The 20,297-nt window shown below is 40.7% G+C and carries 11 protein-coding genes; 6 read left to right on the top strand and 5 right to left on the bottom strand.

Annotated elements, in window-relative coordinates; genetic code table 11:
* Positions 1-8 precede the first annotated feature (8 nt).
* From FG28_RS09425 to FG28_RS09415, 3 genes are all read right to left on the bottom strand, one after another.
* On the bottom strand, positions 9-1,148 hold the full coding sequence (locus FG28_RS09425) for a DUF6786 family protein (RefSeq protein ID WP_197062579.1): 1,140 nt from the start codon (positions 1,146-1,148) through the stop codon (positions 9-11).
* 98 nt (positions 1,149-1,246) lie between these two features.
* Entirely contained in the window at positions 1,247-2,404 is a 1,158-nt protein-coding gene (locus FG28_RS09420; protein WP_081894308.1) for a glycoside hydrolase family 172 protein, read from the bottom strand.
* A gap of 152 nt (positions 2,405-2,556) precedes the next feature.
* Positions 2,557-3,564 carry a LacI family DNA-binding transcriptional regulator gene (locus tag FG28_RS09415; protein ID WP_036382257.1) on the bottom strand — a complete coding sequence of 336 codons (1,008 nt, stop codon included), beginning with the start codon at positions 3,562-3,564 and terminating at the stop codon, positions 2,557-2,559.
* 415 nt (positions 3,565-3,979) lie between these two features.
* On the opposite strand from FG28_RS09415, the gene FG28_RS09410 reads away from it, so the two are divergent.
* The 6 genes from FG28_RS09410 (at position 3,980) to FG28_RS09385 (ending at position 18,452) form a co-directional block, all read left to right on the top strand.
* On the top strand, positions 3,980-6,001 hold the full coding sequence (locus FG28_RS09410) for a glycoside hydrolase family 97 protein (RefSeq protein WP_081894306.1): 2,022 nt from the start codon (positions 3,980-3,982) through the stop codon (positions 5,999-6,001).
* Between the two features lie 523 nt (positions 6,002-6,524).
* Positions 6,525-9,614: a TonB-dependent receptor gene (locus tag FG28_RS09405; RefSeq protein WP_197062578.1), complete on the top strand. Its 3,090-nt coding sequence runs from the start codon at positions 6,525-6,527 to the stop codon at positions 9,612-9,614.
* A 34-nt stretch (positions 9,615-9,648) separates the two neighbouring features.
* The gene (locus FG28_RS09400; RefSeq protein WP_197062577.1) at positions 9,649-11,508 is read left to right on the top strand and encodes a RagB/SusD family nutrient uptake outer membrane protein; all 1,860 of its coding nucleotides are present in this window, start codon (positions 9,649-9,651) and stop codon (positions 11,506-11,508) included.
* A 240-nt stretch (positions 11,509-11,748) separates the two neighbouring features.
* The gene (locus tag FG28_RS09395) at positions 11,749-14,991 is read left to right on the top strand and encodes a VCBS repeat-containing protein (protein WP_197062576.1); all 3,243 of its coding nucleotides are present in this window, start codon (positions 11,749-11,751) and stop codon (positions 14,989-14,991) included.
* A gap of 65 nt (positions 14,992-15,056) precedes the next feature.
* Positions 15,057-16,229, top strand: coding sequence for a DUF4185 domain-containing protein (locus FG28_RS09390; RefSeq protein WP_051947252.1), 1,173 nt, complete (start codon positions 15,057-15,059; stop codon positions 16,227-16,229).
* Between the two features lie 90 nt (positions 16,230-16,319).
* Entirely contained in the window at positions 16,320-18,452 is a 2,133-nt protein-coding gene (locus tag FG28_RS09385) for a pectate lyase (protein ID WP_231562613.1), read from the top strand.
* A 60-nt stretch (positions 18,453-18,512) separates the two neighbouring features.
* Here FG28_RS09385 and FG28_RS09380 read toward each other — a convergent pair whose 3' ends face one another.
* A complete protein-coding gene (locus tag FG28_RS09380; RefSeq protein WP_231562612.1) occupies positions 18,513-18,857 on the bottom strand; it encodes a LacI family DNA-binding transcriptional regulator in 345 nt (114 codons plus the stop codon).
* Positions 18,858-19,190: 333 nt separating this feature from the next.
* Positions 19,191-20,246: a hypothetical protein gene (locus FG28_RS09375; RefSeq protein ID WP_156102250.1), complete on the bottom strand. Its 1,056-nt coding sequence runs from the start codon at positions 20,244-20,246 to the stop codon at positions 19,191-19,193.
* Positions 20,247-20,297: the final 51 nt, after the last annotated feature.

Genomic DNA, 20,297 nt, shown 5'->3' with positions numbered 1-20,297 from the left:
ATATGTTACTATAAAAAATTTGTTATTAGCTCTAGAGTAGTTCCAAATACTTCTTCTACAATCTGTTCTAGATTTTCTTTCTTTCCAGTTAAGTGAAAAACCGTATGGTTATGGGAAAGCGATTCATTGGGTTTAATAAATGCAGCCGGGGACACACTTTCCAACTCATAAAATGGACCCATTTGGGAACCATCCTCCAATGGACCGTCATTGTATGCATTGACAGCGTCACCCAAAAAAGGTTCTCCTTCCAGATTCCACTCTTGATTAAGATAAGTGGCATCGGAATCCACATCGAAAAGGGTTATGGTCAAAACATTATTGTGTGCATCATAGCTTCCGGCCATGGAAGTGGCTCTCTGGGGTGGTATGCCCAGTTTACCTCTGGATTTGCCATCAGCTTTGAAGAACAAAATACCGTCATCATAGCCAATTCTATCCTCAGCAATTTCTCCAAAATAGTCGGTAGTGGCAATAGGCCCCGCACCTTCCTTTTTATACGGAATGAAAATAGTTGTTTCTTCTGATGGCGGGAACATATCCAATATCCAGATACAGGGAGCCCCAGTACTCTTCGTCCATTCAAAATCACCAATATTGGTGATAGTGTTCTTTGTTTTATACCCCACTGATTTGACTCCCTTTGTCTGTACTCCGAGCAATTCTTCCATATGTTCGGCACTCAAAATTTTGACTATTCGTTGGGCACGGATATTGAGTTTATGACCCGCATAGTTTTCAATCTCCATGGTTCTTTCGAAGGCTACGGAAGTTTCACTCTCTTCGGTTACATCCCAATCTTCACTATCAATTGGGGGTGGGGTTTTCCAATTTTCAAATATCATGTCCGTCCCTGGTTTGAAGAAAAGGGAAAAAGCATTTCCTTCAGGCCCCAACCACAATCTACTCTCCCCTCCAAATGCATTCATGTGTGGGTCGTTCTTTCCAAATGCATCATAGTTGATCCATCCCATACTCCTTCCTTCATTACCAGATACACTGGAAGTAAATACCTTGGCCTGATATTTACCCGACACCGCCACTGAGGCGTTCTCTGATTTCAATATAATGAGATTGGAATCCCATTTTTTAAGAAAATCTATATCATAACCAAAAGAGCCTTCCATAAAAGTATCATCTTTGTCCATGGTCTCAGTCTTTGAATCTTTTTTACCGTGATCTTTACAGGATACCGTAATCAAAAAAGTGATTGCTATTGCAAAAAACAGTTGCCTTTTTAACATGACTAATTCACTTCAAGTTCGTTTTTGGCTGGAAGCGCTGGGAATTTGGCATGGGGTTCGGCTTGATACCAAAACACAACTGAACTTATATCGGATTTTTGCTGTAAATACCTATGATCGCTGCGCCATCCCAAGTCTTGAATGGTAACCTTTAGGTCCTTATCAAACCTTATAGGGTCTTGAATGTGCCAACGGTAAAGTCCAAAACGCTGTTGGGAATCATATAGTCCATCTGGCCTAATAATTTGGTGTAGACCCGCATAGGGGGTGGAGTAATTCTCATACTCCCTTTTTCTTTTGTTTTCAAAATTGTATGAACCCAAAAAGTAGTCTTCGGTTCCTGTCCCCGCTATGGTCGGAAACTTTTTATCCCCATCCATGAAAAACTTGATTTCACCTTCACCCCACCAACCTCGGTTGTTGACCTGCCAAGCCATATAGGTACCCACATAATGACCTTTTCCCTTTATTCCATCCACTAAGGTATAGAGAGCACCTTCGGTAGGATTGCTTCTTCTAAACTGGGCATGAAAATAGGCAGCATCGTCCGGAACATCGGTTAAGGTATAGTCTATCTGATAATAGAGGTACATTTCCTCTGTACCAATGTTTTCCATTGTAATCCTACAATTTTTTCGGAAAGGCATGGGCCAATAAGAGTTGAACGCACTACCTGGGTTGACGGTAATAGGCAATGAATTTAAAGGAGTATACTCACCCCAGCCCATTCCAAAGAAATCCCCTACGGGAACCTCAACAGAAGGCTCTTTTTCGCCATCCCAATAGAATCGAAGAATAGAGAATCGCCAATTTCCTGTTGGAGTCATCCAAATATGCTGAATGGCACCCTCATCATCTATATCAGCAAGAGTGAAAGTTTCTCCCGGAGCAATCTTTACGGACGGACTAACTTTCCAGCCTTGTCCCAATTCTCGGGCCGCGTGGCTTCCTGTTCCATTTCCCAACTCGGCCATGCCTCCTTTGCCTTTCTCCCCAGTGAAATTTTCCGGGCTAATGGATCGTGTTTTTGCATCTGATAAGGTAAAAATGTTTCCCAGATTGGATCCCAGCCCATTCGTGGTCTGAGCATACGTAGAACCTAAATGGAAACAAAACATAGCAACTAGTGATATCAGGACAAAACCTCTTCTTTTTTTCATACTATATATAATTTTTCAGTTAAATAAATCACTGTGGCCCTTCGACCATCTTACCGTTCAAATATACTATTTAAACGTTTAAACAAAAATATAAAATGTATTATTTTTATTTTTTACTCCATTAAATTGTTTTTTTATTCAAAAAATTGTCATTAATTACTGGAATTCCCAATTACAAGCTTAGCATTCAATTTTACCTTGTCTGTCTTGGCATTTGAGTCCTTTATGTGGTTTAAAAGAACGGTTACCGCCATTTTGGCTAAATCAGATAATGGTTGTTTTACGTAGGTCAATGGGCAATAAAAGAAGTGAAATACCTCACTTTCGTCAAAAACAATAACTGCGACATCATCTGGAACTTGAAGTTTCAATTCATCAAGATACTTGAGACCAATTACTCCCAAGGTGTTGGTCGCAAAAAAAATGGCATCCACCGGTTCGTTTCCTTTGACCAAATTTTCAATGGCTTTAGGCATGTTCTCCACAATCTTATCAAAGGCAACCTCCTGTAACAAGGATGTATCATAAACCCCATCACCTAGGGCGTCCTTATGTCCCTTTATCCGTTCTTTCATGTGATACAATTCTGTGGAATAGGCAATCATACCTATTCGCTTTTTTCCATTATCCATCAACTTTTTGGTGGCGTCAAAAGCCGCCTGATAATTATCAATGGCCACATAGTTGGTTTCAATGTTGGGAAAATAGCGGTCAATAAGTACAAATGGAATGTTTTGCTCTTTCAAGAGCTCAATCTGGCTTTCCGAGCCTTCAGTTGGAGTAATGATAAATCCATCAACTTGTCTGTTCAATAAAAACTTGATCAAATCATGAGATTTGGTCGCCTTCTCATCAGAACTTCCAAAAATGACCGTATATCCATATTTCTTAGCTTCATCTTCCACAATTCTTGCAATTTGTGCGAAAAATGGGTTTGAAATATCAGCCACAATCAACCCAATGGTCTGACTTTTACCACTTTGAAGGCTCTTAGCTATTTGATTGGGTCTATAATTCAGCCTTTTGGCTATTTCTTTAATTCTATCAGATACCTCTTGGCTTACACCACTGTTTTCTTGTTTTGAAAGGACATATGAAACCGTGGCAATGGAAACACCCGCTTCTTTTGCAATATCTTTAAGGGACGTCTTTTTTTTCATGGGCGGATGTGTCTTAAACGTTTAAATATAATTTGAATTGCAAAGTATCAATAAGAACACATGATACCAAATTTTTTTTGCTTTCAACATGCATTTGCATTCACCAGATCTATCCTACAAAATAGGAAAAGTTCTGAAACTGATACACCATTCTATTGTACTCCAAACGAATAGTAAAGTTAGCACAATATCCAATTAAAAATAGATGCGAACCTTTTTGTTCAGTTAAACCGATGATATAAACCTCTTTCATACCAATAACCAAGTTTCCATTATATTGAAAATCATTTTAACAGATATATTTTTCAACCTAATGGATTTCTTATTATGTTTGATAATTTAAACGTTTAAATAAATCTAAGACCAATTCATCTTGGATGCGAAATGTAAATGACTCAACCAAAAATTAATACCAATGGCATATTTTTTTAACATCAAAAAAAACTTTTTGGAATTATGTTTCCGTAACCGCTGTGCCCTACTCTTTTTTTGTTTAACCCCAGCCCTAAATGCGCAGAAAAAGGTACAGCTATCCTCCCCAAATAGCATTGTCCATTTTAGCTTAAAAATTACCGAAAAAGCTCCCAAATATAGCATCTCTTATAAAGGCACTACGCTCATTGATGATTCCAATCTCGGGTTCCAGTTTGAAGAAGGTGGATATTTTACGTCCCATCTGAAAATGGGAAAGCCCCAATACAATTCAATTGATGAAACTTACGAACTCGTGGTGGGAAAAAATAAAAAGGTAAGGAATGAATACCGGGAAGTACGGATTCCACTCGTTGAAAACAATGCACCAAACCGAACCATTATTCTGGCCGTAAGGGCTTTTAATGATGGTATCGCATTTCGTTATGAGTTTCCTAAGCAAGAAGCATGGAAGTCTTATGGGCTTTTGGACGAATTGACCTCCTTCAAAATTGTAGGCAAACCAACCGTACGAACGCTATTTTGGGACTCATATACCAATACCCATGAGGGGTTTTACAATAAATTACCTTATGATTCCATACCGAAAGATACTTTAATGGACATGCCCTTTTTGCTTGAATTTCCCAAAAAAACGTTTATGGCGATAACAGAAGCCAACCTTAGGAATTATGCGGGAATGTATCTCATGAAACAGAATGAAAATTTAACGTGTCAGCTCTCCCCACTCCCAGGACAATCAGAAGTTAAAGTAAGGGCCGCTCTTCCCCACCAAACGCCCTGGAGAGTTATGATGATAAGTGACCGAATCGGCACATTATTGGAATCAAATATCCTTACAAACTTAAACGAGCCTTCAAAAATTAAGGATGTATCTTGGATCAAACCCGGAAAGACATCATTCCATTGGTGGAACGGGGACATTGTCCCGGATACTACATTTGCCCCTGGGGTCAATTTTGAGACCAATAAATATTATATTGACTTCTGTGCCGCCAACAACATTGACTATCATGCGGTCATTGGCTATGGTGGTTTTGCATGGTATTCCAGCAATGCTCCAGGTTATGGAGCGGTCGGCTCACAAACCGACGTTACTATACCAGTTCCTAGTCTAGATATGGAAAGGGTGTGCAATTACGCTAAAGAAAAAGGGGTTGGCATCCATGTTTGGGTACACTGGCAAGCGATTTATCCAAATCTAGAGAAAGCTTTTTCCAAATTTGAGGAATGGGGAATAAATGGTATGATGGTTGATTTCATGGATCGCGATGATCAAGAAATGGTATTGATTCAGGAAGAGATTCTTCAAAAGGCTGCCGAGCACAAACTCTACATTCAATTTCATGGTAGCTTTAAACCTACTGGACTTCATCGCACCTACCCCAACGAATTTACCCGTGAGGGTGCTCGCAACTATGAATACAACAAATGGGAGCCTGAACCCATAACTGCTGACCATGATTTGGATATTGTTTTCACCAGATTATTGGCCGGCAGCACAGATTATCACCTTGGCGGGTTCCGAGCGGTGCCTAAATCTGATTTCAAGACGCAATTTACACGCCCGTTGGTTGTAGTTACCAGATGTCATATGCTGGCCATGTATGTGGTCTTGGAAAGCTATTTAGCCTCAATATGTGATTATCCGGATGCCTATCTAGGGGAACCCGGGTTTGATTTCCTTAAAAAAATACCCACCAATTGGGACGAAACCAAAATATTGGATGCCAAAGTGGATGAATATGTTACCACGGCTAGAAAAAAAGGTAATCAATGGTTCGTGGGAAGCCTTAACAACAGTAAAGCCAGAATCATCAATGTTAATTTAGGGTTTCTGGAAAAAGGGAACTATTGGGCGGAAATCTACACAGATGGAAAGGAGGCTCATCTGGACCCAAACCAACTAGATAAGGAAAAGAAACAAGTTAATGCCAACGATGTTTTGGAAATCCAGTTGGCTGCCAGCGGTGGAATGGTAATACGATTAACCAAAGTCCATTAAACCTGCCCTTAACCAATGTAAGGTAACATGAAGCCAATGTTTTTCCTGTCCGGTACCAAATCCCCTTCAAACCGAATTACAATTTGGCATGGAGGTCTGATAAGTATCCCCTAAATACAATAATAGTGGTGAAATCTGACATGACAGGAAAAATTATATGTTTCACCAACTGAAGGGGTCTATAAACGAAGGAAAGGATGGACTGTACCAGCGAAAAATTAAATGATGGCTTACTTCTATCCCATTAACATCATTTTCTATCAACTTTACAGTAATTGTATGTCTTTTCTGATGAATTGATAATTTTAACAAAATTTTTTTGTTAAAATAAATATATACCTATACATTTGATTTAATTACTTAAACGTTTAATATAAATTTACTTAAACGATTAAATAAACATATTGATTAAGCAAGCACTTTAGCTGTTTAACCTTTAGGGCAGGAGATTTTTTAAACCAATGAACGACCAGCACATTAAATAACCTTCATGATTAATCAAACTAATAATAACTATGTAAAAATGAAAAACCTCAATTTTAAACAATGCTATTATAGGTTGATCTCATTCAATTCAGATTATAGATTGAGATTGTCCCTTTTACTTTTTCTTGTTTCGGTGTTCACCATCCAAGCAAATAACTTCAAGTCCAAAAAAGGACATTTTTTTGAGAACTCCCAGTCGCAAATCAGTGGAACGGTTTATGACAACAACGGCTCTGTTTTGCCGGGTGCCAACATTATTGAAAAAGGTACAACCAATGGCGTCCAGTCAGATTTTGATGGAAATTTCACCATTACTGTTTCTGAACCTAACACCACACTCATTGTATCCTACATTGGCTTTAGATCCAAGGAAATAACCGTCAATAGTCAAACCAATCTGATCATTACCCTGGAAGAGGATACAGCTGCGCTTGACGAAGTAGTTGTCATTGGCTATGGAACCCAAACCAAGCGTGACCTTACTGGAGCGGTATCTACTCTAAAAGCTGAGGGCATTGTCAGTATTCCTACCCAATCCCTCCAAGATGCATTTCAAGGAAAAATAGCAGGGGTTCAAGTAACTCCTCAAAATGGACGTCCTGGTTCCCAGCCTATAGTAAGGATTCGAGGTGTAGGAACACTGAATAATGCCTCTCCACTATATGTAGTTGACGGGCTTCTTTTGGATGACATTTCCTTTTTGCCTCCAGAGAATGTTGAATCGCTCCAAGTACTCAAAGATGCTTCTGCAACTGCCATATATGGGTCGAGAGGGGCCAATGGTGTTATCGTTGTCTCCACCAAGAATGGGTCTTCCAGTACTTCAGAAATATATGCTCGATCATATTATGGCGTACAAACAGTTGTGGACAAGATAGGTATGGCCAATGCAACCGAATTTGCCACCTTGGCCAACGAATCTGCAACCAATGAGGGAAGAGCACCCATTTTTGCAGATCCAAGCCAATATGGTGAGGGCTTTAATTGGGAGGATTGGCTAATTCAGGACGGGGCTCCTATTCAAAGTCATTACGTATCCGCAAGTGGGGGTGGTGATAAATCCAATTATTTCATTAGCACAAACTATTTTAAACAAGATGGGCTTATCAGAAGGTCAGACTTTGAACGCATAAGTTTTAGGGTTGCCAACGAGTATTTTATTTCAGATAAAATTACGGCAGGTCAAAATCTAAACCTAACTTTTACTGACTCACAAGAAGAAGGTGAAGGTAGAGGAGTCAATAGTTTGATTAATTTAACCCTGCAGGCAGACCCTACATTGGAGCCCTATAATCCGGATGGAACCTTTACCAATACCTCCACTAATGGAGGCACGGTAAATCCAGCAGCCTCAGTGGCATTCAATAACAATGAAAATAAAAGTTTCCGAGCGACGGGAAATGCCTATCTTAAGTTTGATTTTTTAAAGAACTTCAATTTTAAGACCAGCTTTGGCATCGACTATTTTCGAGGAGAGCGTAAGTTCTTTATACCTGCCCATTTTATAACACCGATACAGATGCTACAGGATAGTCGTCTTACAGTATCTAGGGGCCAACATAACAATTGGTTGAATGAAAACCTGCTCCAATACAAGAATTCATTTGGTGAACACAACGTTGATCTATTGGCAGGGGTAACATTTCAGGAGTTTACTTCCGAAAACTTATCCGGCACACGGTTGAACCTTCCAGCCTCCCAATTAAACCCCTCATCAGACCTACTTTATCTCGATGCCGGAGAGACCGAAGGGCAGACCAACTCGAACAATTCATTTTCATGGGGCATATTGTCATATTTGGCACGTGCCAATTATAGATATAAGGATCGCTACTTATTTACAGCGACTTTTAGACGTGACGGTTCTTCGAGATTTTCCAGCAAGAACAGATGGGGCGATTTTCCATCCATTGCTGCTGGATGGGTGATTTCCAACGAACCCTTTATGAAAACCGATGCCATCAGCTATTTAAAACTAAGGGGGAGTTGGGGTATCATTGGAAATGATAAAATAGACACTGGAGCCGCCTTCCCTACAGTTGCTTCAAACTTAAATGCAGTCTTTGGACAAAACCAGTCTATTTATCCCGGTGCCGCTTTGGTGGAGCTTGCCAATGAAGAATTAAAATGGGAAGAAACCGAACAAATTGATGTAGGTTTGGAATTTGGGTTCTTCAACAACCATCTGAGCGCAGAGGTAGACTGGTACCGAAGGGAAACCAGCGATATCTTGGTCAGGGTGCCAATACCAAACTCCGTGGGTGTACCCATTGCTCCTGTTGTAAATGCTGCTGCAGTTGTCAACAAAGGGTTTGAATTCAATCTCAATTGGAACAATGATGCTCCAGAATTTAAGTATAATATTGGACTGAACCTAACCACGGTTGATAACGAAGTTCTCTCCCTGGGAGGTGGATTGGAAGAGATTTTTGCCGGTGGTGTTCGTAATATAGGTTCGTCCACGCGAACCATTGTGGGTCAAGAAATTGGCGCCTTTTATGGTTGGAAGCAAGAGGGAATCTTTCAAGACCAAGAAGAAATCAACTCATCAGCCATTAGGGGCGGTGAGCAGCCTGGCGACATCAAAATTGTCGATATAAACGAGGATGGGATAATCAATGAAGATGACAAGACAACTCTAGGATCACCCATACCGGACATCTATTATGGTTTGAACTTCTCAGCTAACTTTAAGAATTTTGACTTTTCGCTGAACATTGACGGTCAAGCGGGGAACAAAGTATTGTACTCAAGAACGGCCGAAAGAGGATTTGCAATATTTAACTATGAAAAATTCTTTTTGGATCGATGGACAGGTCCTGGAACATCCAATACCGAACCTAGAATAACTGAGGCTGGACACAACTATGCCGTTTTGGATAGATTTCTTGAAGACGGAGACTTTATAAGGTTGCGAAATATCCAAATAGGGTATACCCTTCCGCTGGAATCATCCGTTTTTAATAGAATAAGATTCTACGTAAGCACTACGAACCTTTTAACCATTACAGATTATCCCGGATACACTCCGCAAATTGGCGGTGAGTCAGTAATCGCAAATGGTATTGACAATGGAACATATCCCGTGGGATCTGTAAGTACACTTGGAGTTGAAATTAGTTTCTAAAAAATCTTAAAAAATGCAACGAAAAAATATATTCATGAAACAGTTCTACATTGTGTTCGCCACAATGGTTACTATACTAGCCGTAGGTTGTACCAAGGATTTACTTGAAAAACCTCCACGAGGGGAACGTACGCTGTCCAATTTTTTCCTTACAGAAGATGATGCCGTACAAGCGACAAATGCAACTTATGAGCAAATGGTAAATTTTGACCGGGCTGATGGCTTTTGGAGCAGTGTACATTACATCTGGTATCTAGGCATGACGGATATCGCCTCTGACGATTCAAATAAGGGGACCGAACCAACGGACGGAACCGATGTTGGTAGAATAGACGACCTGAACTATGACCCAGCAGAAGGTGTTTTCAATGGTTTATGGGAATGGTATTATCAAATTATTTATCGTGCCAACTCAGCCATAGAAAATATTCCCAATATTGAAATGGATGAAGGGATGAAGACCCGATTAATCGGGGAGAACAAATTTATCCGAGCTTATTCGTACTTTTTTCTGGTTCGGTCTTACGGCGGTGTGCCTTTAATCACTGCCCCTTCTGCCATTGGAGAGTTTGAACAACCTAGAGCAGAGGTCTCGGCAGTATATGATCAAATTGAAAGTGACCTCAATGATGCCATTGCGGCACTTCCCCTAAAATCGGAATATGAGCTCAATGATTTGGGCAGGGCCACAAAAGGAGCTGCGCAAGGGTTACTTGCCAAGGTCCACATGTTCCAAAATGAGTACCAGGAAGCTGAAAATCTTGCACTGGAGGTAATCAATTCAGGTGAATATTCCCTGACACCTGATTACAGCCAAATCTTTGTTCCCGAAGGGGAAAACAATGTTGAATCCATCTTTGAAATACAAGCATTGGCCGCAAGCGATTTCTCTGGAGGAACAACTTTCAGTAACCCTCAAGGTGTTCGTGGTGGTCTTAATTTGGGATGGGGCTTTAACAGTTCAGAAAGAGATCTTTTGGACAGTTATGAGCCTGGTGATAACCGGATGCAGTCAACCGTTCTCTTTGTCCATGAGACTACACCTTATGGACCAGCAGCCGCTGTGACGGACAATCCGTTTATGATTGATGAACGATATAACCAAAAAGCCTTTACACCACTGGAAAATACGGGAGGCAATCTCAACAGCGGAACCAATATCCGTAGGCTTCGGTACTCTGATATTTTGCTCACAGCGGCGGAGGCGGCCTTTCAAAACGGAAAAGTTGCAGATGCACAGATGTACGTTAATATGGTGAGGGCTAGAGCTAGAAACGGACAATCGGCAACTTTGGGGATCATTCCGGAAGCATTGGACGGAGTAGTGGCCAATGCGGTTGGAATGCCTGGAATTACAGGAAGTCCATTCGTGAGATATGTCGGACCCTCTGGACCCTCTTTTGACGCAGGGATACAACCCATTGAATGGGAACTCGTTGAATCCAACTCTATACTTCTGGTAAACAACCTGGATGTGATCAAGTCAATTGATGGTGTATCAGTTTCTACGATGTCCGAATACAGGACCCAGATGGAATCTTTGTCCCCAGGCTCATCGGTTCCCGTGGTTGTGGACAGAATCACGGAAACGTATAGTGGCGGCTCAAAGAGCACAAACGTACAGACGCTAAATCTTTCCATCACCACCGAAGAATTACTGCCGGACATAACTTCATCTGGCCAACAATTATTGGAGGCCATTTGGCATGAGAGAAGGGTGGAACTGGCCATGGAACAGCATCGTCTGTTCGATATAAGGAGACAAGGCCGTGCTGGCGAACTATTAAGGGCACAAGGAAAGGATTTTATAGATGGACAACACGAACTTTTTCCCATTCCTAGAAATGAACTCAACTTAAACCCATTGTTAGAGCAGAACCCGGGTTACAACTAAAATTTCAATATGCTCACAAATCAAATTTCAGGAATCAAGAGAAGGTTGCCGAAATATAGACTAGACCTCATATTATTGAGGTCTAGTCCTATTAAACAAACAGGTAAAGGGTAAAATAATTTACGCAATTGCCCTCCATATTATTTATCAATACTAACCATGAACACAGATATGTTATCTTTTTGGGAATTACCAAAAGCCAAACCTCATAGGAATAACATATACAAATGTTCTATAATTTTGTATGTTCTTATCTTGGGGTGCACTGAATCCGAGGAATTCTTGACCAAGAAAGGAACCCCTGGGTTTCAATTATTAACCCTCCAAGAAACGGGGATTACATTTAACAATCAAATCAAAGAAACACAGCAAAAAAATCATCTATTCTATAGCCAAATCTATAATGGAGCAGGTGTAGCCATCGGAGATATTAACAATGACGGTTTATCCGATGTCTTTTTCTCCGGCAATATGGTCAACGATCAACTGTACTTGAACGAAGGCAGTTTCAAGTTTAAGAATATCACGCAAACAGCAGGAATCGGGTCAAATCCTGGTTGGTCCATGGGAGTAACCATGGCCGATGTAAATTCCGACGGTTATCTTGATATTTATATTAGCAGAAATGGGGATTCCATGAATCCAGATGATCGGGCAAATCTGTTATATATCAATAATAAAGATCTCAGCTTCACCGAATCTGCACAAGTTTACGGATTGGCCGATAAGGGGTTCTCAACCCAAGCGATTTTCTTTGATATGGATAATGATGGTGATCTTGATATGTATCAGGTAAACCAGCCTCCTGACCCTAGATTGTTTTTACGCTATAAAATTCCAAGGTCAAGAGCGGTCTATCATCGGGATAAATTATATAGAAACGATGGCGGAAAATATAAAGAAATTTCTCAAAAAGCTACCCTATCGCAGTCACTGACCCATGGGCTTGGTGTTGTAGCAAGTGACTTTAACAATGATGGATGGACGGACCTGTATGTGAGCAACGACTACGATGAACCAGACTTTATGTACTACAATAATGGGGATGGCACTTTCAGCAATGTGATTGACCAAAAATTAAGGCACATTTCAAGGTTCAGTATGGGTGTTGATGCCGGAGACGTTAACAACGACGGTCATACCGATCTGATAACCTTGGATATGGCCGCTGAAGACCATTATAGATCAAAGACCAATATGGGCTCCATGAACCCAAAAGAATTCTTCCAGCTTGTGGAATGGGGCAAGCATCGGCAATACATGTTCAATACCTTGCAGATAAATTCCGGTGAGGGAAATTTCTACGATGTTGGAAATTTAGCCGGGATGGCAAAGACAGATTGGAGTTGGTCAGGATTGCTCGTGGACCTTGATAATGATGGCCTTAGGGACATTGTAGTCTCCAATGGGATTAAAAAGGACATCCGTAACAATGACTTTTTAAACAAGGTCAGCAAAAAGATTGAAAAAGGCCCCTTAAATCTTTTGGAAGCCAGCAAAGATGCCCCTTCCGTTCCCCTTCCCAATTACATTTTTAAAAACGAAGGGAGATTCCGCTTCAAAAAAGAGTCAAAAGAATGGGGCTTTGATCAATCCGGGTTTACCACTGGAATCGCTTATGGTGATTTGGACAACGATGGTGATATGGATATAATTACAAACAACATTGATGCCCCCGCATTTGTATACAGAAACACAACGGGTGGAAATTTCTTGAAGTTGTATTTTGAGGGACCGAGAGACAATTTGTTTGGTTATGGTGCCAAAGCACTCCTCTACCATAGTGGCCAATTCCAAAGTGCAGAGAATTATGTTTCAAGGGGTTACCTATCCTCTATGGAACCTAGCATCCTATTTGGTTTGGGAAATGAAAAGAAAATTGAAAGATTAGAGGTCCTATGGCCAGATGGCAAACGTAACATAATTGAAGACCCAATGCCCAACACCTCAATTGTGGTACGGCATAAAAATGCTGAAACCAACAAAGTAAAGGAAAGAGTCAAGTCCAAAATGTTTTCTGGCATAAATCCAACTTCCATCGGATTAAGGTTCGTCCATAAGGAAAATGAGTACAACGACTTTCAGGAAGAGACACTTTTACCGCACCGGTTATCCGAGAACGGCCCCTTTTCTGCCATTGCCGACATAAATGGTGATGGGCTTGAAGATGTCTTCATCGGTGGTGCCAGTGGACAATCAGGAAGGTTGTTCATCCAAAAAGAGGATGGCTCTTTTGCCCTGAACCCCTCACAGCCATGGGAAATGGAGAAAGAATCTGAAGATCTCGGGTGCATTTTCCTAGATGTGGATGGCGATAACGACATGGACCTTTTCATTGCGAGCGGTGGAAACGAGTTCAGTCAGGGTTCCAAATTATTGGAAGACAGAGTGTATATCAATAATGGAGTGGGCACATTTCATCATGACAGGGATATACTTCCAGAAAAATATGTAAGCAGCCAATGTGCAAGGGCTTCTGATATTGACAAAGACGGCGATCTGGATCTGCTGGTGGGAACCCGCCTCGTTCCCGGCCGATATCCACATCCGGCAAGTAGTCACCTTTTTATAAACGAGGATGGAAAATATATAGACAAGACCACTGAAATTGCACCTGCCCTAGCCAATATAGGGTTGGTCTCAGATGCTACCTTTTCTGATATTGATGGCGATGGGGACATGGACATTCTTCTAGTAGGTGAATGGATGAACATTATACTTCTTGAAAATAGCAACGGTCACTTCGTGGACAATTCCGAGAAATGGGGTCTACAAAAAACAAAAGGGATATGGTGGTCCATTACTGCGGCGGATATCGATAACGACGGGGATGAAGATTTTGTAGTCGGTAATCTTGGGCTGAATAATAAATTTAAACCTACCAAAGCCCAACCTTTACGAATCTATGCCGACGATTTTGACAAAAATGGCACCAATGACATTGTGTTGGCCAAAGAATACAAAGACGCCTATGTTCCCTTACGGGGACGTGAATGTATGAGCAACCAAATGCCCTATATAGCTAACAAGTTCAAGGATTACCACAGTTATGCCTCATCTAAACTTACCGATATATTACCAGAAGAAAGAATTGGGAGCGCCGTACTTCATGAGATTCAAAGTTTGGAGAGTATTATTTTAATTAATACTGGAGATAAATTCATTCAAAAGCCGCTACCGACAGAGGCCCAAATATTTCCCATCAAATCATCCCTGACCGGCGATTTCAACAACGATGGGCATATGGACATTTTAGTCGTGGGAAATCACTATGGTGTAGAAGTCGAAACCATTAGGTATGATTCTGGATTGGGCTGTCTATTATTGGGGGATGGTTCTTCCAACTTTACCCCTATAGCACCAACAAAATCAGGAATCAACATCCCAAAGGACAGTAGACATATCAATTTGGTCCATCGATTATCGGGTGACCTTATATTGATCACGAACAACAATGATTCTCTTCAAATATATCAAAGGTAGAGCTTTTCGGATGGTTGACCCAAAAAGTATTTCCATGTATAATGCCATAAAGCAAAATTGAAATCATGATGTACAAAAATTTGATAAAGTCTTTATTGAAATCAGTTCTCTTGGTATTTTTCTTTTTAGGGCACAAAGCTCCTTGCAATGGTCAGGAACAGGGTATGAAACAATCCATTTCTGATAGTGTGCAACCCAACTCGAACAAGCGTTTAAAGGTAGTGTATTGCGAACGCCTTGCTAGGGTTACAGGAGCTTCCTTAAAGGACGAAGTATTGGCAAATCCGAACATGACACATCAAAAATATAATGTGGGCGGTACCGATTTGGGTATTTTTTGGAAAATGGACAATGGTAAGGTAGGATCTTTCTTTGGGGATACCTACGGAAGTGATTTTAAGGCCTCACCTAGAGGAGGTCCCAGTGGGGGATCATGGCGTTCCAATGTATTGGCTTTCTCCACAGATTCCATTTTGGAAGATGGCTTGACTTTTTCCACAATGTTGGCCAACTCCAAAGGTCACGCAAAGGAAGTAATACTAAGCGCCCATGACACTATAGGTACAGGAGATTGGACCTCCATTCCTACCGCGGCCATTAGCATTGCTGGCACAGAATATGTGCATTATATGAACGTCAGGTCATGGGATGCTCCAGGCGAATGGACCACCAATCATTCATCCATCTACAAATCAAATGATGAAGGCCATTCGTGGTCCAAGGTGAAAGGTGTCCATTTTAAGTGTGATAGCAAATTTGCCCAAATGGCATTTGCTAAAAAAAATGGCATGATTTATATGATAGGTACTAAATCTGGAAGAAAGGGCCCTGCTTATTTGGCCAAAGTGAGCGAGGAAAATTTCCCCAATCTCTCAAAGTTTGAGTATTTAGGGATGAAAAAGAAATGGGTCAAAGGGGATGATACAATGGCTGCCCCAATTTTTCCAGCACCCGTTGGTGAAATTTCGCTGATTTACAATGAAAAATTTAAACTTTGGATCACCCTATATACCAGGCATTCAAACAAAGATCAAAAAGTGGTTATGCGCACTGCCGAACATATCAATGGTGTGTGGTCTGAGGAAAAAATCATCGCAGACCCTGAAACCTATCCAATAATGTATGGATCATTTATGCATCCCAAAAGTATTACGGGAAGTGATATTTACTTTACCATGTCCATGTGGCAACCCTACAATGTTTTTCTGATGAAAGCATCCTTGGAACTTGAAAACTAAATTGCAAACACTCTAACAAATAGGAGACACAACTTATCTATGATTTTATATATCAGTCAATTTTATACCTTATTTAAGCGAACAAGTACCTTGATTCAGATAAAACCCATATTGCTCTCAGTTTTGGTTTTGGCTGGCTGTCAATCAAACAATCAAGATCCCTTTTTGGATATTGGTCGCACTGAGGCACCGTCTCTCTTTAAAAATTTGATAGAAAATATTGAGATAGAATCTTTGGGAGGAATAAATCCAAAAACAGGACTTGATATCATTGACAGCAGCACAATCCGAATCAATATAAATTTTACGGTCGATGAGCTTTTGAACGATGACGATTGGAAAGTTACCATTCGGCCATCGTTCCAACCAGATTTTCACTGGTCTCCCCATTTGACACCCACAGACAGCCATATTGTTCCCCAACATGTCTTTAGGGCACCGGCCATGATTATGACCGAAAAAGTGAACAATCAAAGATTGGCGGTTTTCCCTGAATTACGGTCAATTGCCGCATCCGGTCCCAAATGGTATATGGATTTGAATGCGGAAAACAACGAAATGATTTTAGGTTGGAGTAAATCAAAAGTTCAAGAACATGTTCTCTATGTCAAAGAGGGTGGTACCGTTTACAAGCCCGATGTCTATAATTTTTCATTTTATATAAAAGCAAGTAACACGTTGGACCAGACTAAGAACCCATGGCGGGATATCTTGGCCTTCTATTGGGATTCATTTGGTGAAAAACTATACAAAAAAAGGGAGCCCTTGGGAACTATAGATTTGGAAAAATATGTGGATCACACCTATCAATGGGCCTTTCAAGATTGGAAGGGTGTGGTATGGCAGGAATTCGAACTTAAGGGCAAAAAAGTTGGCGCACCCACTTTTATTGTAAATGTGAGTCAAAGCCCAAACTATGAAAAACCTCCTTTCGAGAGGGAATTCAAATCCATTTGGAACCAAGCATGGTTTAGTTCTTTGCGTTCCGCATCTGGCCTTTTCCGCTACGCAAAAAGAAAAAGAGATACCCTATTGATGGAAAAAGCCATCATGACCAAGGAATTGGCTTTGTTGTTCCCCCAAGAAAACGGTTTTTTCCCAGGAATAATCGCAACCAAAATGAAAGATACAACTGTTGAAGGAAGTACATTTCGTAAGTCCAAGGGATGGGATACCCACTATTTTGGAAACTCCAACCGTAATCCATTTATGAACCCTACACAAATTGAGGGTATTCATTGGGGCAATCCCGATGATTCCCCTTACCATATTTTGGACATGAGTTGGACAGCGAACCAAATGCTATTATGGTATATGGACCTGGAAAAGGATCCAAGATTGCTCGACTATGCCATAACCTATGCCGAGCAGCTCTTGGAACTACAAGATAAAAAAGGGTACTTTCCCGGATGGATTTCAGTAAGAACTCATGAGCCCATGGGAATTCTGGACCAATCACCCGAAACGGCCATGTCAGCTACATTTTTGTTCAATGCCTATAAAACCACCAAGAATACAAAATACAGGGATGCTGCACTAAAAGCAATTGATATACTCATCAAAGAAGTTGTACCAGTTGGAAGATGGGAAGACTTTGAAACATATTGGTCATGCTCCAGTTATGGAAACATTGACCTGGTCAACAAAAAAATTGGACGGAACAACATGTTCAAACAAAACAATTTATCCACTTTCTGGACTTCTGAGGCACTTTATGAGGCATTTCAAATTACAGGACAACAAAAATACTTGGATCATGGACAAGTTGTATTGGATGAATTGCTAATGACACAAGCCACATGGCAACCTCCCTATATGTATGTAAAAACCTTTGGAGGTTTTGGTGTTATGAATGCCGATGCAGAATGGAACGATGCTAGACAGAGCCTGTTCGCCGAACTGATCATTAAGTATGGAAAGGAATTGGGGTCCAAAGAGTATGTGCAACGTGGGCTTGCGGCACTTAGAGCCTCTTTTGTGATGATGTATTGCCCGGAGAACCCGCAGACCAAGACACAGTGGGAGTCCAAACACCCCCATTTTGGGAAAGAGGACTATGGATTTACGATGGAAAATTATGGCCATAATGGTACTACTTCAAAAGATGGCCTAGGCATTGGAGATTTTACCATTTACGATTGGGGCAATGGGGCTGCTTCAGAAGCGTATGGCCGTATCAGGGATCATTATGGAACTGATTTTATGATAGATAAAAACCCTTGATTGAAAAAAATATAAGTGCCTTTATTAAAATGTGCTAACTGATAATCGGCACAATCAGTACTATTCAAACCGTAATAGAACCAATCTTGTTCTTGATTGATTCTTGCGATTTGGGAATCCCGTATTCAGGACATTGTTGTGAGCACTGTCCCTTTCATATTCAGATTGGGAAAGATCTATGATCTCATTAAGCAATTTTTGACATTTTTCTTCTTTCCATTTAGGTATGGAAATGTTTAAAACCTGCTTTCCCTTTCCTTTTAAACTTTGGGCAATCTCATTTGGAGTATAGTTATAGAATTGCGCAGCTCTTTTGATCTGAACCTTGGTTGCCTCACTTATTTCCGGGCTATCATTAAGTGCCTTGGAGATGGTTGACGCTGAACACCCCAATAACTTGGCCATTTCCTTTAATGTAATACTGCACATCATTAACTAAAACTTTCTAAATGAACTCTCTGTTGACATCATACTTCCAAAAGGAAAATTTCAACAGAAACAAATTGAACAAGAGAAGTCTTTACTAACATGCAGAAAGCTGGTTTCCCAAAAATAAATTGGTTGAAACGTATTTATCAAGAAAGTAATGCTTAAAAGCGTAAACTTTCAAAAGGGAAAACCAACTTTGCATGCCTAACTAACTCAAACAACTAAATAAACTTACTTTTAATGCCCTGCTTTTCCATAAAATTCATTGCGCAGCAAGGTCATGTTATTTTGTGCGGAACATTCATATTCTTATTTTTCAATTGAACCAATAAAGGTTTCTGGGTCCAAAGGGCTGACCCCAAAATAAAATACAGATCCATTTTTAAAGGGTTCTTTCAATTCAAAATTTTCATATGAAATCCCTCCAGGGATTGGTGATTCACTGGCCCAATAGGCATATCTTCCATTCACCAATCCATTTAAATTGGGACTGGGGTTTAGTTTTTTCCAATATTGGGTAGCCTTCTGTCCCTTGTATTTCCAATGTTCTTTTGTATCCGAGGAATATGTAACAGCAGTAGGGTCATCCTCATTGGGTGCCGCTACAAAATAAACTGACCCATTCTTATCCTCCAACATATTGCTTACCGAGGTATAATCATGTGGGGTAAAATTGCTGTCCCTATAATCCGGCCACAATACCCATGATGATTTTATGCCATCTTTGAGATATAAATTTCTTAACCTTGCAAAGTTTCCCATGGTTGCGGTAAGTATAAAATTATCCAATGGGGCCGACTCCTCGGCAGTATAGGATGTAAGTTCAATCTCATAAGGGCTATCTTCATAAAACCGGACCCGGACATATACTTTGGCACCAGAATCAAATTCTTCTGAATGAACATAAAGTGTTAGGGCCTCCCTCCCATTGACCTGCTCTATTACCCCCGATGCACAATCTTGAACAGATCGAGGTTCAATGGCATCGGCTCTATTTGCACTCCAAAACCGCTTTCCCCTAACATTGTCAAGTGTACTGGGCTCCAATTCCGAGAAACCTCTTGAATCACCACCAGATATAATGGGTTCCAAGGCAATGAAGTTTATCATCTTCAACGAATCTGTACTTAGATTCAGGTAAGGCGCATATACACGCAAAAGTCCACGTGGCCCACCTGTCGGTGCAAGACCAATTCTGATACCGTCATGGTGTCCCCAGACAGGTATGCAGTCTCCTCCGTCAGCATTGGGCGTTATCCAATTATGTGAGTAGGTCTCTTGAGCATCTCCATCATTGGCCTTCTCATTCTTTGAGTTACAGGAATTCACAGATATGGCCAAGAGCGTCATACAAAATACCGGCATAGTGGTTTTTAATAATCTAGCAAATAAATTCAAAGTCAATATTTTTATAAT

The sequence above is a fragment of the Muricauda sp. MAR_2010_75 genome (assembly GCF_000745185.1).
Lineage (GTDB): Bacteria > Bacteroidota > Bacteroidia > Flavobacteriales > Flavobacteriaceae > Flagellimonas.
The sequence above is the reverse complement of the archived record's forward strand: the minus strand, read 5'-3'. Positions and strand labels throughout refer to the sequence as shown.

What these genes read in the sequence shown, in the direction of transcription:
- FG28_RS09425 (WP_197062579.1), bottom strand. Translation starts at nt 1,148, where the DNA reads ATGGACAAAGATGATACTTTTATGGAAGGCTCTTTTGGTTATGATATA.
- FG28_RS09420 (WP_081894308.1), bottom strand. Translation starts at nt 2,404, where the DNA reads ATGAAAAAAAGAAGAGGTTTTGTCCTGATATCACTAGTTGCTATGTTT.
- FG28_RS09415 (WP_036382257.1), bottom strand. Translation starts at nt 3,564, where the DNA reads ATGAAAAAAAAGACGTCCCTTAAAGATATTGCAAAAGAAGCGGGTGTT.
- FG28_RS09410 (WP_081894306.1), top strand. Translation starts at nt 3,980, where the DNA reads ATGGCATATTTTTTTAACATCAAAAAAAACTTTTTGGAATTATGTTTC.
- FG28_RS09405 (WP_197062578.1), top strand. Translation starts at nt 6,525, where the DNA reads ATGAAAAACCTCAATTTTAAACAATGCTATTATAGGTTGATCTCATTC.
- FG28_RS09400 (WP_197062577.1), top strand. Translation starts at nt 9,649, where the DNA reads ATGAAACAGTTCTACATTGTGTTCGCCACAATGGTTACTATACTAGCC.
- FG28_RS09390 (WP_051947252.1), top strand. Translation starts at nt 15,057, where the DNA reads ATGATGTACAAAAATTTGATAAAGTCTTTATTGAAATCAGTTCTCTTG.
- FG28_RS09380 (WP_231562612.1), bottom strand. Translation starts at nt 18,857, where the DNA reads ATGGCCAAGTTATTGGGGTGTTCAGCGTCAACCATCTCCAAGGCACTT.
- FG28_RS09375 (WP_156102250.1), bottom strand. Translation starts at nt 20,246, where the DNA reads ATGCCGGTATTTTGTATGACGCTCTTGGCCATATCTGTGAATTCCTGT.